The organism is Chitinophaga rupis (assembly GCF_900109685.1).
Taxonomy (GTDB): Bacteria; Bacteroidota; Bacteroidia; order Chitinophagales; family Chitinophagaceae; genus Chitinophaga; species Chitinophaga rupis.
In genome coordinates this window covers 182266-202911 of record NZ_FOBB01000006.1, presented here as the reverse complement: position 1 = coordinate 202911, position 20646 = coordinate 182266, and the positions used below count along the sequence as shown (strand labels likewise).

The following is a 20646-nucleotide window of genomic DNA, read 5'->3' as shown; positions in this document are numbered from 1 at the left end:
TGAACTTCTTTCGCCGGTTTAAGATTTTACATTCTCCGGCTGGCGTTCTGTCCACCAGTTTTGCCAGGCCTTACGTTGCAGAATATCCACCGGTTCACCGATCTGCGGAGTTGCTACCGGAAAGCCTTTTTCCTGTGCTAGCTGTGTAAGCCGTGTAATGGGCTCATTCCACGGATGATTTGCTAATGTGAATTTTCCCCAGTGTACCGGCAGCAGCAGCTTCGCCTGCAGGTCTATGGCGGCCTGCAGCGTTTCACCGGGCATCATGTGTATATAAGGCCAGGCCTCGTCATATTGTCCGCATTCCAGGATGGCCAGGTCCATAGGACCATACTTTTCACCAATGGTTTTAAAGTGGGTATCATAGCCGGAATCTCCGCCTATGTAAATGGTATAACCATACAATTGCAGCACAAAGGAGCTCCATAATGAAGTGCTGCGCCGCAGCCCCCTGCCGGAAAAGTGCCGGGCCGGTGCAGCTGTAAGGGTAATACCGGGCATGGGGTTTTCTGTTTCCCACCAGTCCATTTCCGTAATGTGTGTATCATCATTACCGAAGCAATCTTCAATATCCCTGCCCACACCTAATGGCGTGTAAAAGGCGCTGGTTTTAGCTTTCAGCTGTGTCAGCGTTTTGCGGTTCAGGTGATCATAATGGTTGTGGGTAATGATCATCAGGTCAATGGCAGGCATGTCCTCCGGTTTATATACATCCGTACCGGGATAGGCTTTCATCATACCGGCTATGGGCGAAACGCGCCCGCTGAAAACAGGATCTACCAGTATATTGGTGCCTTTGCAGTGAATGAGGTAAGAGGAATGCCCGAACCATACCACTACCGGTGTTTCCGAATGCAGGGTAGCCAGGTTTGTTTTTACAGATGGTAAAGTGTGCGAAGGTTGTATAGTAGCCGGCCGCTTGAACTGGTCACGGATAATTTGCCCGTAGGAAGCATTTTCTGCCAGCATGGGCGTAGGAGATAAGTTCTCAAATTTGCCCTGCTTGTAGTTTTTTGAATCGCTCAGCGAACGCCATTGTTTTTTCATTGTATCATTTCCTGGTTAAAGGCAAAGGTCTGGAAAAGCAGGGGGAAATGTAACCGGTGGACCTAAAAATGTACATTCGACATCAGCCCCAAAACAGTACCAAGTCCCGGCAGACTGCCGTTAAAATATACGGCATAACAGATCCAGGAAGGAATGGAGACAAATCCCAGGAGCATAATGTATTTCCCATGTTGCCGGGTATGCTGGCTGTAAGCGTACATACGTGAGCCGTCCGGCAAAGTTTTTTTAGCGGTAAAAAGGAAAATGCCAATGAACAGCCCCAGCATACCGCCCAGCAGAGCGGAAAGATAGCCGATCACCGTCCATACAGTGCTGCCATTATCCGGTGTAGCCAGTGTGGTGAACCTTTCCTGGTTAATGCGTTCCAGGTCGCTGGTGGTTAAGGTCACTCCCCTTGTCTGCAGCAGCTGCAGGGCCAGCGCGTAATCATAAGTTCCCCATTCGTCGCGTTTTTCTATTACCTCCATCAGCTCCTCATCGGAGAAAGATAATAGGTAATAATCGTTTTCCATTTCAGGCGGCTGCACGCTCACTGGCTGCCACAACAGGGCATCCGCGGCACGAAAACAATTGGAAGGTATTTTTAAACGGTAGGGAAGATCAAAGTTCTGGCCTATGAAAGTGGAGGGCAGTAACACCGGGTCTGCTTCCAGCACACAGGGAATATCGTTCTCAACTAATAGCTCCTGTACTGCACAGGCCTCATCCTGGGTAGCAAATTTCCGGAACGTCAGGTACTCATACATAGGTAGGATGGATAATTATCTGTTTTTGCTAATCTCTGCTTTCTCGCTATGAAAATAGTGAAAAACGTTAAAAAAAGCCAGCCGGTTTGGCAACAAGGTAAATTTGGCTACTTTTGGCCATAGCCCGGCTGCCGGAAATCCACAGCAGCCACCGGTCAGCGGAATTGGAAACGTCAGAAAAATATTTTACCAATGAACAATAAAGGGATCAGAGCCATAATTACAGGCACCACCGGTATGGTAGGAGAAGGCGTATTACACGAGTGTTTGCAAAACCCGCTTGTAGAAGCGGTTTTAATTATTAACCGCAAAAGCCTGGGCATTACCCACCCTAAGCTTACGGAGATTATTCATACGGATTTCTATGATCTGTCGCCCATAGAAAAACATCTGAGCGGTTATAATGCCTGTTATTTTTGCCTGGGTGTATCATCTGTAGGCATGAAGGAGCCGGCCTATTTTAAGGTCACCTACACACTTACTATGCACGTAGCAGAAACCCTTAGCCGCCTGAACCCGGGCATGATTTTCTGTTATGTATCCGGGGCGGGCACGGATAGTACGGAAAAAGGCCGCAGCATGTGGGCGCGCGTGAAAGGCAAAACAGAGAATGCCCTGCGGAAGCTGCCTTTTCACCGGGCATATGCTTTCAGGCCGGGCTTTATTAAGCCCATTAAAGGATTGCATAATGCGCATCCATTATATAAATACATTGGCTGGGTGTTCCCTATTGGCCGCAGCTTATTTCCCAATGGTTTCTGTACCCTATCAGAGCTGGGCCTGGCCATGATCCATGTTACCATCAATGATTATAATAAGGATGTGATTAATGGCGTGGATATTATTCAGCTGGCTAAAGAATAATTACAAATTGGATTTGTATATTTCGGGTATCATCTATCGTTATGAATAAACGCCTGTTGTACGTATCCTGCTGTATTATTGCCTGTATCACTATTCTTTCACAATGTATCAATAAGGCGGAAAAAAATGAGGCTGCCTTCAGGGGGCCGCAGTATGCAGGCGCCGCTGCCTGTGCCGGCTGCCATAAAAATATTTTTGATACGTACATGGGCACGGCGCATTACCACACTTCCATGCCTGCCAATACCTCTACCGTAAAAGGATCGTTTGCTGCACCGGATCATACTTTTACTTACGACAGTGCTACAAAAGTAGTGATGGAAGCCCGCGACAGCGGATTGTTCCAGGCAGCCTACAATAATGATGTGCCCCAGGAAAGCCATCGTTTTGATATTGTGGTAGGCTCTGGCCGCAAAGCGCAAACCTATTTATACTGGCAGGCAGGGAAATATTTTCAGCTGCCCCTTTCTTATTTTGTACCGGCGCATAGTTGGGCCAACAGCCCGGGTTTCCCTGCAGATCATCCTAAGTTTGACCGCATGATACCCAGCACCTGTTTTGGCTGTCATAGCTCTATGGTAGCCAAAAGTACAGACATGCAGGGAGTGCACATTGTAGAATCATTTGAAAAGAACCAGGTTGTTTATGGTATTGACTGTGAGCGCTGTCATGGCCCTGCCGCGGAGCACGTACAGTTTCAAAGCAGCCATCCGCAGGAAAAGAAAGCCATGTATATGACGCGGATCGCTGAGCTAAAGAATCAGCAAAAGCTGGATATGTGCGCCCTTTGTCATTCCGGTTTAGGCACACCGCAAAAGTCTATGTTCGATTTTAAACCGGGCGATGCATTGTCCGGTTATTTCTTTCCTGAGTTTACGGCGCCAAAGCGCACCGCGCAAATGGATGTACATGGCACCCAATACCAGCTGTTCACTGCCAGCAAATGTTTTATGAAAAGTAATGACATGAACTGTTCTTCGTGCCATAACCCTCATAACAGTGAAAGCAATAATATGGAGCTGTTCTCCCAACGTTGTATGCATTGCCATAACACGGCCAGCCATAATTTTTGCAAACTGGCAGAGCTGCCTGCAAATATCCTTGCAAAGAATTGTATAGATTGCCATATGCCGGCATTACCTTCGGCCAACATTACGTTGCTTACGAACGGCAAACAAAGCCCTACACCGGATTCTATCCGTACGCACCTGATCACCATTTACAAAGAGGAAACAAAGAAGGTATTAGCCCGCTTAAAGCAAGCCAGCTAAATAATCCGTTCCTTATCTATTGCTGAACTCCCTCGAACATTTACTCTTTTCGCACTCCTGCTATACGATTATAATTGCTTTGGCATGGTTTTACTTGTACAGCTTTAAAAAGAAACCATGGATAGCATTAATCAACAGCAGCCCGAAAAGAACCGGGAAAACCTGCAGGGCATGGAAGCTGCCCATAAGCTGAAAGAGCTGGGTGAAAAAGCTAAGACCTGTTTTTTCTGCACCCATATTACCACTGGTAAACAATTTGCGGTACGCCCCATGGCCGTTCAACATATAGATGATGATGGCACCTGCTGGTTCCTGAGCGCTACAGATAGCGAAAAGAACATTGATATAGCTGAAGACCCGGCTGTACAGCTGTTATTCCAGGGCAGCACCCATTCGGATTTTTTAAGCTTTTACGGTCATGCCACCATCAGCCAGGACAAAGAAAAGATAGCGGAGCTGTGGGAGCCTGTTTTTAAGACCTGGTTCACAGAAGGGCAGGATGATCCCCGCATATCAGTGATCAGGGTAGTGCCGGAAGAAGGTTATTACTGGGATACCAAACATGGGCAAGTTGTAGCATTTGCGAAACAGGTTGCCGGCGCCATGATGGGAAAAACACTGGATGATTCAATAGAAGGAACATTAAAGTTGTAAACGCACTTTTAAAATAAGTTAAAAGGTCCGGGTAATTTACCCGGACTTTTTATTACATTAGATACGTTCCACTAAATCATCAATGGCATGCTACACAGAAAAATATTCCTCTTTTGCAGCCTGGCGCTGCTTTTTAATTTTTGTACTGCCCAGAAAAATGCAGGCGGTGCAGGCTGGATTTCCCTGTTCGATGGAAAAACATTTAACGGCTGGAAAGTAGGCGATCATGATTCTACTTTTAAAATAGAGAATGGCGCTATTAAAGTAAATGGGCCGGTAGCGCATTTATTTTATGTTGGAGAGGTACACCAGCATGAGTTTAAAAATTTTGAATTTAAAGCGCAGGTAATGACGCTGCCGGGCTCTAACTCCGGCATTTACTTTCATACCGCTTACCAGGAAAAAGGCTGGCCGGAAAAAGGTTTTGAAGTGCAGGTGAATAATTCGCACACAGACTGGAAACGGACCGGCAGCTTATATGATGTGGTAGATGTAAGGGAAAAATATGCAAAGGACAATGAGTGGTATACAGAGCATATTATTGTAAAAGGGAAAAGAGTGATCATTAAAATAAATGACAAGACCGTGGTGGATTATACAGAGCCGGAAGGTTATCAGCCGGATGCCAGCCACAGCGGCCGGAAAATATCATCCGGTACTTTTGCATTACAGGGGCATGACCCCGGCAGCACTGTTTATTTCAAGGACATTATGGTAAAACCGCTGGCCGATTAATAGCCGGTACGTGGTAACAATATGGTAAAATAGAATTAACACAATCAATAACCGCAATAGCTGTCAACCCGCTGACAGCAGGCTTGTAATGTGATCTGGCAGCTGGTTTATTGCGGGTGTTTAACAACAGATAAAACCGTAAATCAAATCAGGGCAACCGTTGGGAGTTTTCAGCACACCTGTTGATTGTGATCGGGCTGAATTGTTTTACCAGTTGTAAGTCCGCTACAGCAGCAGGTTTTATGCCCTCCGGGTAAAGTGTTTGTAACATGAACTTAACGTTAAAAAAAATTGAAAGTGACACTAAGTTATTTGGTCAATAAAAAAAAAGTCCTAATTTAGCACCCTGAAACAACCCTAAGGACACAAAACAATTTGTCACAGATGTTGTTAATTTCCCAAAACATTGTAACTCGACCAGATTTATTTTAAGGATTTCCAACAGGCTATTTCGATAAATGTTTGTAACCGGGAAATACTAAGGTTTTAGAAATTTTTTAACGCTTTTAGTAGTTCTTGTACTCAAGAGTAGCGATAGCTATATCTGGTTAGTAAAGTTTAAGCATCAACAGCGCATAATCTCCCTCTAATAAAGCCGTAAACTGAATAACCTATGGGTCAATTTTCCCCTGCATGGTGTTTAATCTATACCAGATCAAAGCAGGAAAAAAAAGTTGCAGGATTGTTAAGTAAGCATAACATTACCTGCCTTTTGCCGCTGAAAAAAGAAATAAGTAAAAGAAGAGACCGTGTTAAAGTAATTGACGAACCGTTGTTCCCGTCATATGTTTTTGTACAGCTGCAAAGCCTGACTGAATATACCAGCAGCCTTAACTTAGAAGGTGTTTGTTATTACGTGAAGTTCAATAACCAGATCGCAAAGATCAGCGAACAGGAAATTGAGAATATCCGCCTGCTGTCGTCTGTCGCAACAGGAGTAGAAGTGTCTTTTGAACGCTTCCAGAAAGGGACCGAATATTTAATTGAACAAGGACCACTTAGTGGATTGTTCTGTGAAATAATAGAGTACAAAGGCCATCATAAATTATTGGTACGAGTACAAATATTGCAAAGAGCTGTGCTGATGAACCTCCCTGTTGATTATCTTGCAGAAGTGACACGGGAAAAAAATATACTTGTAGGCTAACAACAGATGCCTGCGGATACAAGGAGGACAAACGGACAACGCGAAACCATAGCCACACCAGGCTTTTTCCAATAAGCTACTTACACTCTTAACCGCTCCGGCAGGTGAAACAACCACGTATTTCATCGTCATAAAGCGCCGGTTCCTGTAAGTATTTTCACCTCCCACCTGTTTAAATTCCAAACCTATTATCGTTAAAAACTCATCAAAGCATTTGATGTTATGGAGACTGTCATTAAAAAAATAATTGATAATTATTGGATCGGGAAGCTGGGCGGACGTACGCTCGTTAATACAACACCGCCGGTCACGGCCACCCAAACCTGCAGCGCTTTTATAGCCAACAGGGAGATAAGCTATTTCAATAAATTAACGGCCGGAAATGATACGGCCGCTTTTACCGTATTGCTGGCTGTTTACAACATACTGGCACAGCGGTATTTTGGCGAATGTGAGCTGATTGCTGCCAGGGGATTGTTATATGCCTTTAACACCATCGGCAGGAAAACTGTAAAAGATCATTTGCAGGAAGTAAAGGAAGAAGTGCAGCATGTGTATAAATACGCGGCATATGATGGGCCACATCCGCTGGAAGCCTATGCGGCTTACGGATTTGCCTATAATGATAAAGCAGCGGTGCTGCCCTGTTCATTCATCGTAAACAAGCAGGAAGCTGGTCTTGAGCTGGTCCTGAATTTTTCAGAAGATCTTCTTGAGCCGTCAGTAGCGGATCATTTCCTGCAAAATATGCAGCGCTGGATAACAGGTTTAAGTGCGTATATAAATGAACCTGCTACCACCATCCCGTTAATCAGTGAAGAGGAAAGGCAGGTGTTATTGAATGTTTTTAATAATACACAAAAGCCTGTTAGCAAAGCGCAAACACTGGTAACTGTTTTTGAGGCACAGGTACAGGAAAGCCCTGATAATACCGCGGTTATTTTTAATGATACCAGCCTCACCTACCGGCAGCTGAATGAAACCGCCAACCAGTTTGCCGCTTATATACAACAAACGTACAACATAACAGCCGGCAACCTGGTGGGTATAAAACTGCAGAGAAGCGAACAGCTGCTAATAGCAATACTGGGCGCCCTGAAGGCCGGCGCAGCATATGTTCCCATGGATGTGGATTACCCCGCAGAAAGACTGGCCTATATTGAACAGGACAGCCAATGCAGGCTGGTGGTAGATGATAAGGTATTAAATGGTTTTAAAGCACAGCAGCCGCAATTTGCCAAAGAAAATAGGGAGCAGCATAGCCGTGCGGCTGATCTGGCTTACATTATTTACACTTCAGGCACTACCGGCAAACCCAAAGGAGTGATGATCACGCACAGCAATGCAGTGGAATTCATCCATTGGGCGCAAAGTGAATTTGATGCATCCGTGTTTGAGGTGGTCTATGCTGCCACCTCACATTGTTTTGATCTCTCTGTTTTTGAGATGTTCTATACTCTGTCCGCAGGCAGGAAGATACGCTTGTTGCACAATGCATTGGAGATAGGCAAATACCTGCAGCAGGATACCGGTATATTGCTGAACACGGTGCCCTCTGCTATGCGCAGCCTGCTGGATGAAGGGCATGACCTGAAAAATGTGCGCTGCATTAACCTGGCAGGGGAGCCTTTTCCGGTGGATATTGCAAAAAGACTGACGCAGCCTGATGTTGAAGTAAGAAACCTTTACGGCCCTTCCGAAGATACTACTTACAGCACCTGTTATAAATTATCAGGCAAAACATACAAAACTATCCCAATCGGTAAACCGGTTTCCAATACGCAGGTATACATCCTGGACGATCACCTGCAGTTATTGCCGGTGGGCGTTATTGGTAAGCTATATATTTCGGGGGCCGGATTATCAAAAGGATATTTAAACCGTCCTGAACTGAATAAAGAAAAATTCATCAGCAACCCGTACAAAGATGGCGCGCTGATGTACGATACCGGTGACCTGGCAAGGTGGATGCCCGATGGCAACATAGAATTTTCCGGACGTAAAGATCACCAGCTTAAGTTACGCGGTTACCGTATAGAACCCGGGGAGATTGAAAATGCAATGCTGGCCTTCTCCGGGAATATATTGCAGGCCGTGGTGGACCAGAAAGATCAGTTACTGGCAGGTTATTATGTTGCAAACGTGCCGGTGGATACCGCGTTGCTGCGAGAGTACCTTGGCGCACAGCTGCCAGCCTATATGGTGCCGGCGCATTTCATACAGCTGCCCTCTATCCCGTTATCCGTCAACGGAAAGGTGGATAGAAAGGCGCTGCAGGCACTTTCATGGAACGCGCCTGTTACCAGCAGCAATGTGTTTCCCCGCAATGCCGAAGAAGAGCAGCTGGCCGCCATATGGCAGGAAGTGCTGGGCGTAGAAAAGGTAGGTATCAGAGATCATTTCTTTGAGCTGGGCGGGCATAGCTTAATGATCTCCCAGATCATTAACCGCATGTATAAAACCGTGGGGAAAGGAGTAGCGTTCCGGCTTTTTTATGACAACCCCACCATTGAAACATTAAGCAAAGCGCTCCGTAATGAGCAGTTCACACCCATTCATAACACAACGCTTTCGGCATCTTACCCGGCTACCCCTTCCCAACGCCGTTTGTGGCTGTTAAGCCAGTTGGACGGCGGTATGCAGGCCTACCGCATTTTTGGCGCACAGCGTTTAAAGGGCCCGCTGCTGGTGGACTGTTTTGAAAAGGCCTTTGCATTTGTAGTAGCGCGCCACGAAATTTTAAGAACCAGCTTTGGCCTGAATGAGCAGGGGGAATTACAGCAATACATACTGCCGGAGCTGCAGCAGGCGATTACGGTAAAAGACCTTTCAGCCGCTGCTGAACCGGAACAGGCGCTGGAAGGATACATACAAGCAAAGAACCTGGAAAAATTTGAGCTGTCCCGGGCGCCATTGTTCCATGCGGCATTAGTGAAGCTGGGAGAGGATGATCATGCGTTTGTATTATCCATACATCATATCCTGGCAGATGGCTGGTCATTAGAGGTATTAACTGCTGAAGTACTAACCGTTTACAACCAGCTACAACAAGGTAAAGCCGCCGCATTGCCGGAGCTTGCCATACAGTTCAAAGATTATGCAGTATGGCTGTTGGCAGCCGGTAAAACCCCGTCCTTTGCACTTTCAAGGGAATACTGGCTGCAGCAGTTCGCCGGTGAGGTGCCGGTATTAAAACTGCCGGCTTTCAGGAGCCGCCCGCTGGTAAAAACCTTCAACGGCAGCCAGCTGCGTCATTCGTATTCCCAAACCTTTACGGACCGGTTAAAATACTTTGCACAGGAACATCAGCTAACGCCGTTTATGCTGTTAATGACCGGTGTTAAAATATTACTCTCCCGCTATAGTAACCAATATGATATTACAGTGGGTACCCCTATTGCCGGCCGTGAACATCCCGACCTGGAAGGCCAGGTAGGGCTGTACCTTAACACACTCGCCATCCGCACCGTGTTTGACGGAAATGACACCTTCCTGGAAGCGCTGCAAAAAGAAAAAAAGCAGCTGCTGGATGCATATGCACACCAGGAGTTTCCTTTTGACAGCCTGGTAGAAGCGCTGGACCTGGAAAGGGAAACATCCCGCTCACCTTTGTTTGATGTAATGGTGGTGCTGCAAAATCAACAGCAGCTGAACAGTTTCCGGCATCAGCCCACAGACCTTGTTATTACCGGACATCCCGTTACGCAAAATACCGCACACTTTGACCTTACTTTCACCTTTACGGAGAACGATACTTTTTCACTGGAAATAGCCTACAATACAGACATCTACGATGAGGTAGCTGTAAAACGCATTTTTTCCCACCTGGAAAATTTATTTGCACAAACAAGCCGTTTCCCGGATACACGCATCAAAAACATTGATCTTTTAACGGTCGCAGAAAAACAGCTGCTGCTGGAAGAATATAACAGCTGTAAGGCCGATGTTGGCCCGGATGCAAATATTGTAGAAAAGTTTGCGCGGCAGGTAGCCCTGTATCCCAACCAGCCGGCCGTTGTATTTGAAGGCAGGGAGCTTACCTATGTTGCACTGGATGAGCGCTCCAACCAGCTGGCCCATTACCTTTTGCAGCATTATAACATTGCGGCAGAAGATCTTGTAATGGTAAAGCTGGAAAGAAGTGAATGGATGATTGTAACGCTCATGGCTATTCTGAAACTGGGCGCCGCCTATGTACCCGTTGACCCGGAATATCCTGCGCACAGGATACAGCATATTCTGCAGGATACGCAGGCTAAAGTATCGGTAGATGCACTGCTGATAAAAAAGATGACGGAAACACCCGGCTTATCAACAGCGCCGTTGGGGACCCGCATTACAGGCAACCATCTTGCCTATGCTATTTATACCTCCGGCTCTACCGGCCTGCCCAAAGGGGTAATGATCACCCATAAGAACCTGCTGCATTTCCTGGCATTTTACAATGTTGGTATTCACCGCACTGCACTTACAGCCAACTATGTGTTTGATGCTGCGGTAATGGAGATCTTTGCGGCCATTACATCCGGCAGTACATTGATCATTCCCCGTGAAGAAACCGTGATGATCCCCGAAGCATATGCGCAATTTTTGTATGAGAACAGGATCAGCCACTGCTATATGCATCCCATGCACCTCGAACAGATTGCCACTTTTTTGGGTAAATATGACCAGGTGTACCTGAAGCGCATTCTGGCCGGTGTGGAGGGTATTAAAAAAGAAGCGGTTACCTGGTACCACCAGAATAACGTTACCATACTGAATGCTTATGGGCCTACGGAAGCAACCATTGTTTCCTGCGCTTACCTGGTAGGAGATCTGGACCGCATTACCACGGCTAATATTCCCATAGGTAAGCCGGTACCCAACTATTATATCTATATCTTAAATGAAGATACCCAGGTTTTACAGCCGCATGGCGCTATAGGAGAGTTATGTATATCCGGCCCCGGTGTGGGCAGGGGATACCTGAACCGCGAAGAGCTGACCCGCGAAAAATTTGAAGCCAGCACTTTTATTAACGGAGAGCGCATTTACCGCACGGGCGATCTGGCCCGCTGGCTGCCGGATGGCAACATTGAGTTTATAGGCAGAAAAGATCAGCAGGTGAAAATAAGAGGGAACCGGGTGGAGTTAGGGGAGATAGAACAGGTCATCCATACCTATCAGCCGGATCTTAACCACGTGCTGGTAGAGATAAAAGAAGTGAACGGTGAAAAAGTGCTGGTCGCTTACTACACCACTCCTGAACCAATAGATAAGCTGGCATTGAGAAGTTATTTGCAGGAAAAGCTGCCGGGCTATATGGTGCCTAATTATTACGTGGAGCTTGCGGATATACCCATTACCATCAACGGAAAAATTGACCGTAGAAAACTGCCGGATATTTCAGATGCAGATATTATCCGCAAAACATTTGTAGCCCCACGCAATGCCACAGAGCAAAAAGTGACCGCTATCTGGAAAGTATTATTGGGTCAGCGTATAATAGGTGTTACAGATGATTTCTTTGAGCTGGGCGGCCACAGTTTATTGCTCACAAAGCTGGTCAATGAATACCACCGCGTATTTAACGTAACCATTGATCTGAAGGAGCTGTATGCCAACACAACGCTGGAACATCATGCTTACCTGCTAACCACCACGGAAGAAACTTCGTATGAAGAAATAGAAAGGGCAGGGGAACAGGCGTTTTATGATCTGTCGCCCACACAGGTGCGCTACTGGCTGCTGCATAAGATCCGGGGTAAAACAAAAGAATTTAACATCTATAATAGCTTTCAGTTACCGGCCAACCTGGACACGGATGCTTTTGAATATGCCTTTAATGCCCTGCTGGAACGGCATGAAATGCTAAGGACCGTGTTTACGGAGCAGGAAGGTATTCCCAAACAAAGGATACTGCCGCATGAACCGGTGCAGATACCCTGTTACCAGCAAGAAGCGGCGGCGCGTAACAGCGTATATGACCATGCATTTGACCTGGGCATTTTTCCCTTATACAAAATAGCCCTGGTAAAAAGTGCTTCCGGGTTTGAGCTGTTCTTCAACATGCATCACATTATTAGTGATGGCTGGTCTATGGGCATTATTTCCCGTGATCTGATGGAGCTTTATAAGGCAAAGGTAGCCGGCAGTGTACCCGATATTCCGGAGCTGCCGGTGCGCTACAGGGATTATGCACAATGGCAGAACCGGTTACTGGGCTCCACTGCGCTGGCTGCCCAGGAAAATTACTGGAAAACCGCGCTGGCAGGTAATCCGCCCTATTTGCAATTACCCATAGATTATGCGAACAAAGCCGGCAAAGCTGCTACAGCTGCTTATTACACCATTTTTATAAAAGAAGAGCTGAAGCAAAAGGTCAGGGCGCTTTCCGGTAAAAACGCCACCAGTATTTTTGCGGTGTTTGTAGCTGCATTTAAAGTACTGCTGCATCGCCTTACCGCGGAAGAGGACATTATTATCGGTATTCCCGCAGCCAACAGGAACCATTATCAGCTGAAAGATGTGGTAGGCTGTTTCCTGAACACATTAATGCTCCGCGATAAACTGAGCAGTGACGTTCCCTTTGAACAGTTCCTGCAGCAGGTGCACCACACGCTCGTGCAGGCGCTGGCCAACCAGAACTATCCTTTTGAGCATTTGCTGGAGCAGCTGAATATTCCGAAAGACGATCACCGTTTTCCGTTGAGCGCCGTGTTCCTGAACCTGCTGGATTTTGAAGCCAATACTACTGCAGAGATCCATGATTTTGAAGCCGTGCATGGCACGCTGGAAGCAGCGCCCAAGTTTGACCTGGAATGTTACATAAAAAGCCTGGCCAATGGTTACTCTATTCACTGTGTGTATGATGATGAGCTGTTTAAAAAGGAAACCATTGCATACTGGATGGAAGCATATACCGCTATACTGGCCCAGGTAGCCGACCATGCAGCACAGGCAGTGAGCGCGCTGAACTTGTTCAGCGAACCTGCCTGGCAGGATGAGGATATAAAACCTGCCAATGCGTTCACGTATTTTGATGCAGCCGCAATAGAGCAGAGTATAGCCCGGCGTTTTGAAGAACAGGTGTATTTATACCCTCATCATACAGCCGTGTTTTGCAATCACCGCCTGCTTACCTATACACAGTTAAACAATAACGCCAATCATCTTGCCCGGCAATTGCTTGCCGCCAATACAAAACAGCAACGCATTGCTTTGTTGCTGGAGCATGACGAAACCTGTGTAACAGGCATGTTAGGAGTTTTAAAGGCAGGTTATGCATATGTACCTATTGATGTGCACAACCCCCTGAGCAGGATCCGTTATATCCTGGAAGATTCCGGCGCTACCATCCTGGTATGCGGGCAGGCCACGCTGGAAAAGGCTCAACAGGTGCAGCAGGAGCTGCCGGCACTTACGCTGGTTACACTCACGGTAGATGAGCATATAGCTGATATCCCTAACCCGGGAATAAATATAGCTCCGTCAGCCGAAGCCTATATTTTATACACCTCCGGGTCTACCGGCACACCCAAAGGCGTTATACAAAACCAGCGCAATGTGTTGCACTTTATAAGGGTATATACCAATAATGTGCATATAGCTGCTGCCGATAACCTGAGCGTATTTTCCACCTACACCTTTGATGCATCTGTAAAAGATATTTACGGCGCTATCTTAAATGGGGCGGTGGTAAGCCTGTACGATATTAAAGAAAGCGGCCTGCATAACCTGGCGGCATGGATCCGTGCACAGCACATCAGTATTATTCATATGGTGCCCACCATTTACCGGCATTTCATGAAAGGCCTGCAGGAACAGGAGCTGCTGGAAACCGTAAGACTGGTGGACCTGGGCGGTGAACCCTGTGTTAAGGCAGACCTTGACTATTTTAAAAAGCATTTTGTAAAAGGCGCTTTCCTGGTGAATGATTATGGCCCTACGGAATCAACCATCGTTTCGCAGAAATTCATGTCGCATGATACACAGCTTACGAGAAATGGGGTACCCCTGGGTAAAACCGTTGCGGATACAACCATTTTCCTGCTGGATGCCGGTCATAAAAAGCAAGGTATTTACCAGGAAGGAGAGATCGCTTTTTGCAGTGAGCACCTTTCCCTGGGTTACCTGAACCGGCCGGAGCTAACGGAGCGCGCATTTATATTGGATCCTGCTTTAGGCGGCAGAATATATAAGTCCGGTGATATTGGCAGAATGCTGCCGAACGGGGAAATAGAATTTTTACAACGTAAGGACACGCAGGTGAAGCTGAACGGATTGCGCATTGAACTGTCTGAAATTGAGCACCAGCTGGGAAATATAGAAGGTATTAAGGAAGCGGTGGTATTGCTGAAAGAAATGAACGGAAACCAGCTGCTGACTGCTTACCTGTGCCGGGATGCTGAGCTGCCGGCCGATGAAATAAAGGCCATTCTCAAAAACCGCCTGCCCAAATACATGATCCCGGCAATATACATTTCCGTAGCGGCGTTCCCGTTAACCCGTACCGGGAAAATAGACCGGGAAAATTTGCCTGAACCTACAATAACAGATCTGAAAACTGTGGCCTATGTGGCCCCGGAAAATGAAACGGAAAGCAGGCTTACCACCCTCTGGGCAGAGATCTTAAAACTGGACGCCGCCACCATAGGGGTAAAGGATAATTTCTTTGAGCTGGGGGGCAACAGCCTGCAGGCAGTGGTATTGATCAATAGAATTAATAAAACGTTTGATACCGCCTTTTCAATTGAGCATTTATATGACACGCTGAATGTAAGGGAGCTTGCAGACCTGCTGGAATTTTCTGCCATGCAAAGCCGGTATAAAGGCATACCCAAAGCCACGGAGAAGGAAAGTTACTCTGTTACACCCGCTCAAAAGCGTTTATGGGTGCTAAGTAATTTTGAAGAAGGCAGCGCTGCCTATAACATGAGCAGCGAGCTGCAGCTTACCGGTAACTTTGACGAGGTCCTCTTTTCAAAGGCATTCAAAAAACTCATTGAAAGGCATGAAAGCCTGCGTACTTATTTTAAGCTGGATCCTGAGCATGGATTAAGACAGTATGTATTGCCACAGGAAGCCGTAACGTGGGAGATAGACCTTGCAGATGCTGCTGAAGAAGATGCAGCTGAAATTATCCGCCGGCATTATACTCATGTTTTTGATCTTTCAAAGGCGCCCCTGGTTAAAGTACAGGTAGTAAAAATGGCCGCGCAAAAATACCTGCTGCTGTTTAACCTGCATCATATCATTTGCGATGGCTGGTCAATGGAGGTATTATCCGGTGAGCTGGTAGCATTGTACAACACCTTGCTGCACGGTCGGCCGGTGGAGCTGCCGGCGCTCCCGGTGCAATACAGGGATTACTCCGAATGGCTGCTCAGTGAAGCACAGCAAAATAATTTAAAAGCAGCAGAAAATTACTGGCTGCAAAAAATGAGCGGCAGGCTGCCGGTACTGGAGCTGCCAACGGTACACAAACGTCCGGAAATAAAAACCTATAACGGCGCTACGCTGGATCACCGGTTTGCTGCCGTTTTTTATGAAGCGCTGGTAAACTATACAAAACAGGAAGGCGCCACCTTGTTCATGGGTTTGATGGCAGGCATTAACGGCCTGTTTTACCGGTATACCGGGCAAACCGATATTATATTAGGTACACCGGTGGCAGGCAGGAAGCATGCCGACCTGGAACACCAGATAGGGTTGTATTTAAATACCCTGGCCATACGCACGCAGTTTGCATCCGGTTTAACATTTAAAGAACTATTATCCCTACAACGTTCCACGCTCATAAATGCTTATAAATACCAGGCCTACCCCTTTGATGCATTGGTAGACCGCTTAAGCCTGAAAAGAGACCTTTCCCGCTCCGCGTTGTTCGATGTAATGGTGGTATTACAAAATCAGCAGCATATTATTGATGCAAAACCCCGTGCCTTTGATGGCGCTACTGTAAAGGTGTTTGAGAAGCGGAAAAAGAACAGCCAGTTTGATATCAGCTTTTCATTTATTGAAAGCAACGGTGAGGTGAGGGTAGTTGCAGAATATAACACGGACCTGTATAATGAAACATTCATCCGTAGCCTGTTGCAGCACCTGGAAGAATTTATGCTGCAATGTATGGCTTTACCGTTACAGCCCATTGAATTACATACAGAGAACTTACAATCGTTGAATAACCACGCTGGCAAAGCAGTTCGCCAGAAGAAAATGATTATATAACATGGAAACAGCGTCCTTATTAAAACAGATAAGAGAACAAGGTATAGATATTAAACTGTCAGGAGATAACCTTGAACTAACCTTTCAGAAGGAAGATGTTGAAGACAGTGTCATAGCATTAATAAAAGAGAACAAACCGGGTATCCTGGCTTACTTAAAGTCTGTAACTGCGGCCGGCCGCGTGGAGCAGATACCGCTGGCGGAAGAGCCGGATTATGCAGCCCGGGCAGGTAATAAAGAGCAGGTTAAAGCTGACGAAGCTTACTGGCTGGAAAAATTAGCCGGTGAGCTGCCGGTCCTTAACCTGCCAACATATAAAACACGGCCGGCTTTAAAGACCTATAACGGCGCCACCTATACGCACATTTATGACCCGCAGCTGTTACAGCGCCTGAGAACATTTTCCAGCGAAAACAAGGGAACGCTTTTTATGGCATTAATGGCCGGCGTAAATGCATTGCTGTACCGGTATACCAACCAAACCGATATTATTGTAGGCACGCCCGTTGCCGGCAGAAATCACCCTGACCTGCAGGGCCGGGCAGGATTGTATGTGAATACCCTGCCGGTACGTATGCAGTTTGAAGCAACATATTCTTTTACAGAGCTGTTCGCTTTGCAGAGCGCCACTTTAAGGTCAGTGTACACTCATTCAGGTTATTCCTTTGACGGCCTGGTGAACAAGCTGCAGGTAAGCAGGGATGTAAGCCGCTCTCCTTTATTTGATGTACTGGTTACACACCAGCAAAAGAATGATAGTTCTTTTGACCCGGGATCCGGCTTCTCAGTCAGTGAATATGATATCACTTTCACCTTCTTTGAAGATGAAAATGATCTGAGTGTATCCATAGAATATAACACAGACCTTTTTCAGCAGCAGTTTATAAAGCGCCTGGCCAATAACCTGGAAAACTTTATGCGGGAAAGCCTGGTGAACCCGCAGCAGCAGATACAGCGCATATCTTATCTGGATGCGGAACAGATGCGGGAGCTCCTGTATTCCTTTAACGATACGGAAGTAAAGTATGATACCACGGCCACCGTGATCTCCTTATTTCAGCAACAGGTAAAAAGAACGCCGGGCAACATTGCCCTGGTTTGTGAAGGCGCTGAAATATCCTACCGGCAGCTGAGTGATAAGGCAGATCAGCTGGCTTTATACCTGCGGTCTGTGGGTGTAACACCCGGTACCACGGTAGGCGTGTGCCTGGGGCGGTCTATAGCAATGATGACAGCGATCCTTGGCATTTTGAAAGCCGGCGCCGCTTACCTGCCTATGGATCCATTTTACCCCTTAGATCGTATTGATTATATAGCAGATCACAGTGGTACAAAATTTATACTCACGGATAGCCAGTCAAAAGATATTATTTCAACGGCATTTACAGCCATTAATGTGGAAGAACCGGAAATATGGAGTTATAGCGGGGAGGACATTTTACCGGTAACAGACAGCGCAGCCATTGCTTATGTGATCTACACTTCCGGTTCAACCGGCAAACCCAAAGGCGTAAAAGTATCGCACCGGAACCTGGTGAACTTTATTACAGGCATGGAGCAGCGGTTCATAAAAGAAACCGCCGTTGATGTATGGCTGGCCATGACCAGCATCAGCTTTGACATTTCTATCCTGGAGCTGTTATGGACGCTTACCAGGGGAGACAAGGTGGTGATACACCTGGAAAGGCCGGCGCCCATTCTTCCCCAACCCGCAGTAGACTTCAGCATCTTTTATTTCCCCACGGGTGTTACCCGGTCAAATACCAATAAATATAAGCTGTTGATCGAAGGTGCCCGGTTTGCGGATCAGCATGGGTTTAAGGCCATTTGGGTGCCTGAACGCCACTTCCATAGTTTCGGTGATCAGTTTCCAAATCCTTCCGTGGCAGCAGCAGCTGTTTCCACCATCACGCAAAATATCAGGATCCGTTCCGGCAGTGTGGTGCTGCCCCTGCACGATCCGGTAAGGGTGGCAGAGGAATGGTCTATGATCGATAACCTTTCGAATGGGAGAGTGGAGCTGTCTATAGCCTCCGGCTGGCACCCGAACGATTTTGTACTGGCGCCCAACGAGTTCCACCACCGCCAGCAGTCTATGCGCGATAAGATAACGATCCTTACAGATCTATGGCAGGGCGGTTCTTTAACCCGGCAGAATGGCGTAGGCAAAGATTTTGAGTTTAAGATCCACCCCCGGCCCATACAGGAAAAGCTGCCTTTATGGATCACATCCGGCGGGGGCATTGATACTTTTAAATACGCCGGCTCCATTGGTGCTAATGTGCTTACCCACCTGCTGGGACAGAGCATTGAGGAGCTGGGCGAAAAAATAAAGGCCTACCGGCAAGCCCTGCACGAAAACGGTTTTGATGACCGCAAAGGCAAGGTAGCCCTGATGGTGCACACCTTTGTAAGTGACAATGCAGATATGGTAAGGAAAGTGGTGGAACCGCCTTTTAAGAACTATCTGCAAAATTCACTGAGCCTGTTAAAACCTATTGCCGAAGAAAAAGGCCTGGACGTTGAGCAGGATGTAAATGTGCTGCTGGATATGGGCTTTCACCGTTATTACAGCACCAGCAGTTTGTTTGGCACACCGGAGACCTGCCTGGATGTGGTTAACAGGATCTATGAGGCCGGTGTAAATGAAATAGCCTGTTTAATTGATTTTGGTGTGGATGAGGACCTGGTGATCAGCAACCTGCCCCATCTTTTTACACTTAAAGAGCTGATCAGGCGGTCAAAGATCCAGCATGATTTTATAGTGGAGCGCATGAACCGTTTAACTGAAAATGAGGATGCTGCCGCGTTAATAGAACAGCACCAGGTAACCCACATGCAATCCACCCCGTCTTTTTATGAAGAGGCCCTGCTGCACGCAAAGGGAAGGGCTGCCCTGCAAAAAATAAGCACCCTGCTGGTAGGTGGTGAAGCTTTAAAACGGTCATTGGCTGAAAAGCTCATTGAAAACGGCGGGCGTCCGGTACATAACATGTACGGGCCTACGGAAACTACCATCTGGTCTACCGTAAAAACCATAACAAAGGCAGATGCCGTCACAATCGGAACACCTATCGCCAATACCAGTATTTACATCCTGGACCACCTGCACCAGTTATGCCCGGTAGGGGTGGCCGGTGAGTTGTGTATTGGCGGCGATGGGGTAGCCCTGGGTTATTTACATAACGAGGAGCTGACGGCATCCAGGTTCATTGCTAACCCATTTGCCCACGGGCAAAAGATCTATAAGACCGGAGACCTGGCACGCTGGCTCCCGAATGGAGAGCTGGAGTGCCTGGGCCGGCTCGACAGGCAGGTGAAAATAAAAGGTTACCGCATTGAGCTGGAAGAGATCGAGAATGTTATGCTCACATATCCGGGCGTTATTCAATGCGTGGTAGCAGCCAACCGGGTAAAAGAGCAGGTAGTATTAATGGCGTACGTAACGCACCGGCATCAGGCAGATGAGGGGGCCATTAAAGACTTTTTAAGATTAAGGCTGCCGGCCTATATGCTGCCACAGCATGTAATAATACTGGATGAATTTCCGTACACCCCCAATGGAAAAGTAGACCACCTGCGCTTACCCCGTCCCGATGCAATAAAAACCACTGCCAGGCATATCGTAGCGCCCCGCAATGAGCTGGAAGCAAAGCTGGCAGGCATCTGGCGCGAATTTTTAAAACTGGACCAGCTGAGCATAGATGATAATTTCTTTGAGATAGGCGGTAATTCACTGAAAGCATTTCAACTGCTTGTTATTATAAACACGGCACTGAATGCAACGCTGAAGATCATTGTCTTTTTCCAGTACCCCACGGTAAGAACCCTGGCCGCCAGTTTAAATGAAAGCCATATTCCGCAGAAAATGCTGGTGGAGGAAAATGAGCTGGAAGGGGTAGATGATCTGATCAATTTCATGGATAACGTGTAATGCTAAAAAGCAAAA

General features: G+C 47.0%; 9 protein-coding genes. 7 read left to right on the top strand and 2 right to left on the bottom strand.

The window, feature by feature from the left end:
- Window positions 1–18 precede the first annotated feature (18 nt).
- Both BMZ54_RS22085 and BMZ54_RS22080 read right to left on the bottom strand, forming a co-directional pair.
- On the bottom strand, window positions 19–1047 hold the full coding sequence (locus BMZ54_RS22085; RefSeq protein ID WP_089917468.1) for an MBL fold metallo-hydrolase: 1029 nt from the start codon (window positions 1045–1047) through the stop codon (window positions 19–21).
- Between the two features lie 62 nt (window positions 1048–1109).
- Window positions 1110–1814: a hypothetical protein gene (locus BMZ54_RS22080; protein ID WP_089917466.1), complete on the bottom strand. Its 705-nt coding sequence runs from the start codon at window positions 1812–1814 to the stop codon at window positions 1110–1112.
- A gap of 192 nt (window positions 1815–2006) precedes the next feature.
- On the opposite strand from BMZ54_RS22080, the gene BMZ54_RS22075 reads away from it, so the two are divergent.
- From BMZ54_RS22075 to BMZ54_RS22045, 7 genes are all read left to right on the top strand, one after another.
- Window positions 2007–2678 (top strand): NAD-dependent epimerase/dehydratase family protein, encoded by a 672-nt coding sequence (locus tag BMZ54_RS22075; protein ID WP_089917464.1) that lies wholly within the window; start codon window positions 2007–2009, stop codon window positions 2676–2678.
- 41 nt (window positions 2679–2719) lie between these two features.
- A complete protein-coding gene (locus BMZ54_RS22070; protein ID WP_089917462.1) occupies window positions 2720–3949 on the top strand; it encodes a multiheme c-type cytochrome in 1230 nt (409 codons plus the stop codon).
- 117 nt (window positions 3950–4066) lie between these two features.
- Complete coding sequence (locus BMZ54_RS22065) at window positions 4067–4603, top strand: pyridoxamine 5'-phosphate oxidase family protein (RefSeq protein WP_089917459.1); 537 nt, start codon at window positions 4067–4069, stop codon at window positions 4601–4603.
- Between the two features lie 87 nt (window positions 4604–4690).
- Window positions 4691–5338, top strand: coding sequence for a 3-keto-disaccharide hydrolase (locus tag BMZ54_RS22060; RefSeq protein WP_089917457.1), 648 nt, complete (start codon window positions 4691–4693; stop codon window positions 5336–5338).
- Between the two features lie 613 nt (window positions 5339–5951).
- Window positions 5952–6485 (top strand): UpxY family transcription antiterminator, encoded by a 534-nt coding sequence (locus BMZ54_RS22055; protein ID WP_089917455.1) that lies wholly within the window; start codon window positions 5952–5954, stop codon window positions 6483–6485.
- A gap of 222 nt (window positions 6486–6707) precedes the next feature.
- Complete coding sequence (locus BMZ54_RS22050) at window positions 6708–16697, top strand: non-ribosomal peptide synthetase (protein ID WP_089917453.1); 9990 nt, start codon at window positions 6708–6710, stop codon at window positions 16695–16697.
- A 1-nt stretch (window position 16698) separates the two neighbouring features.
- Complete coding sequence (locus BMZ54_RS22045; RefSeq protein ID WP_089917451.1) at window positions 16699–20631, top strand: MupA/Atu3671 family FMN-dependent luciferase-like monooxygenase; 3933 nt, start codon at window positions 16699–16701, stop codon at window positions 20629–20631.
- Window positions 20632–20646 lie beyond the last annotated feature (15 nt).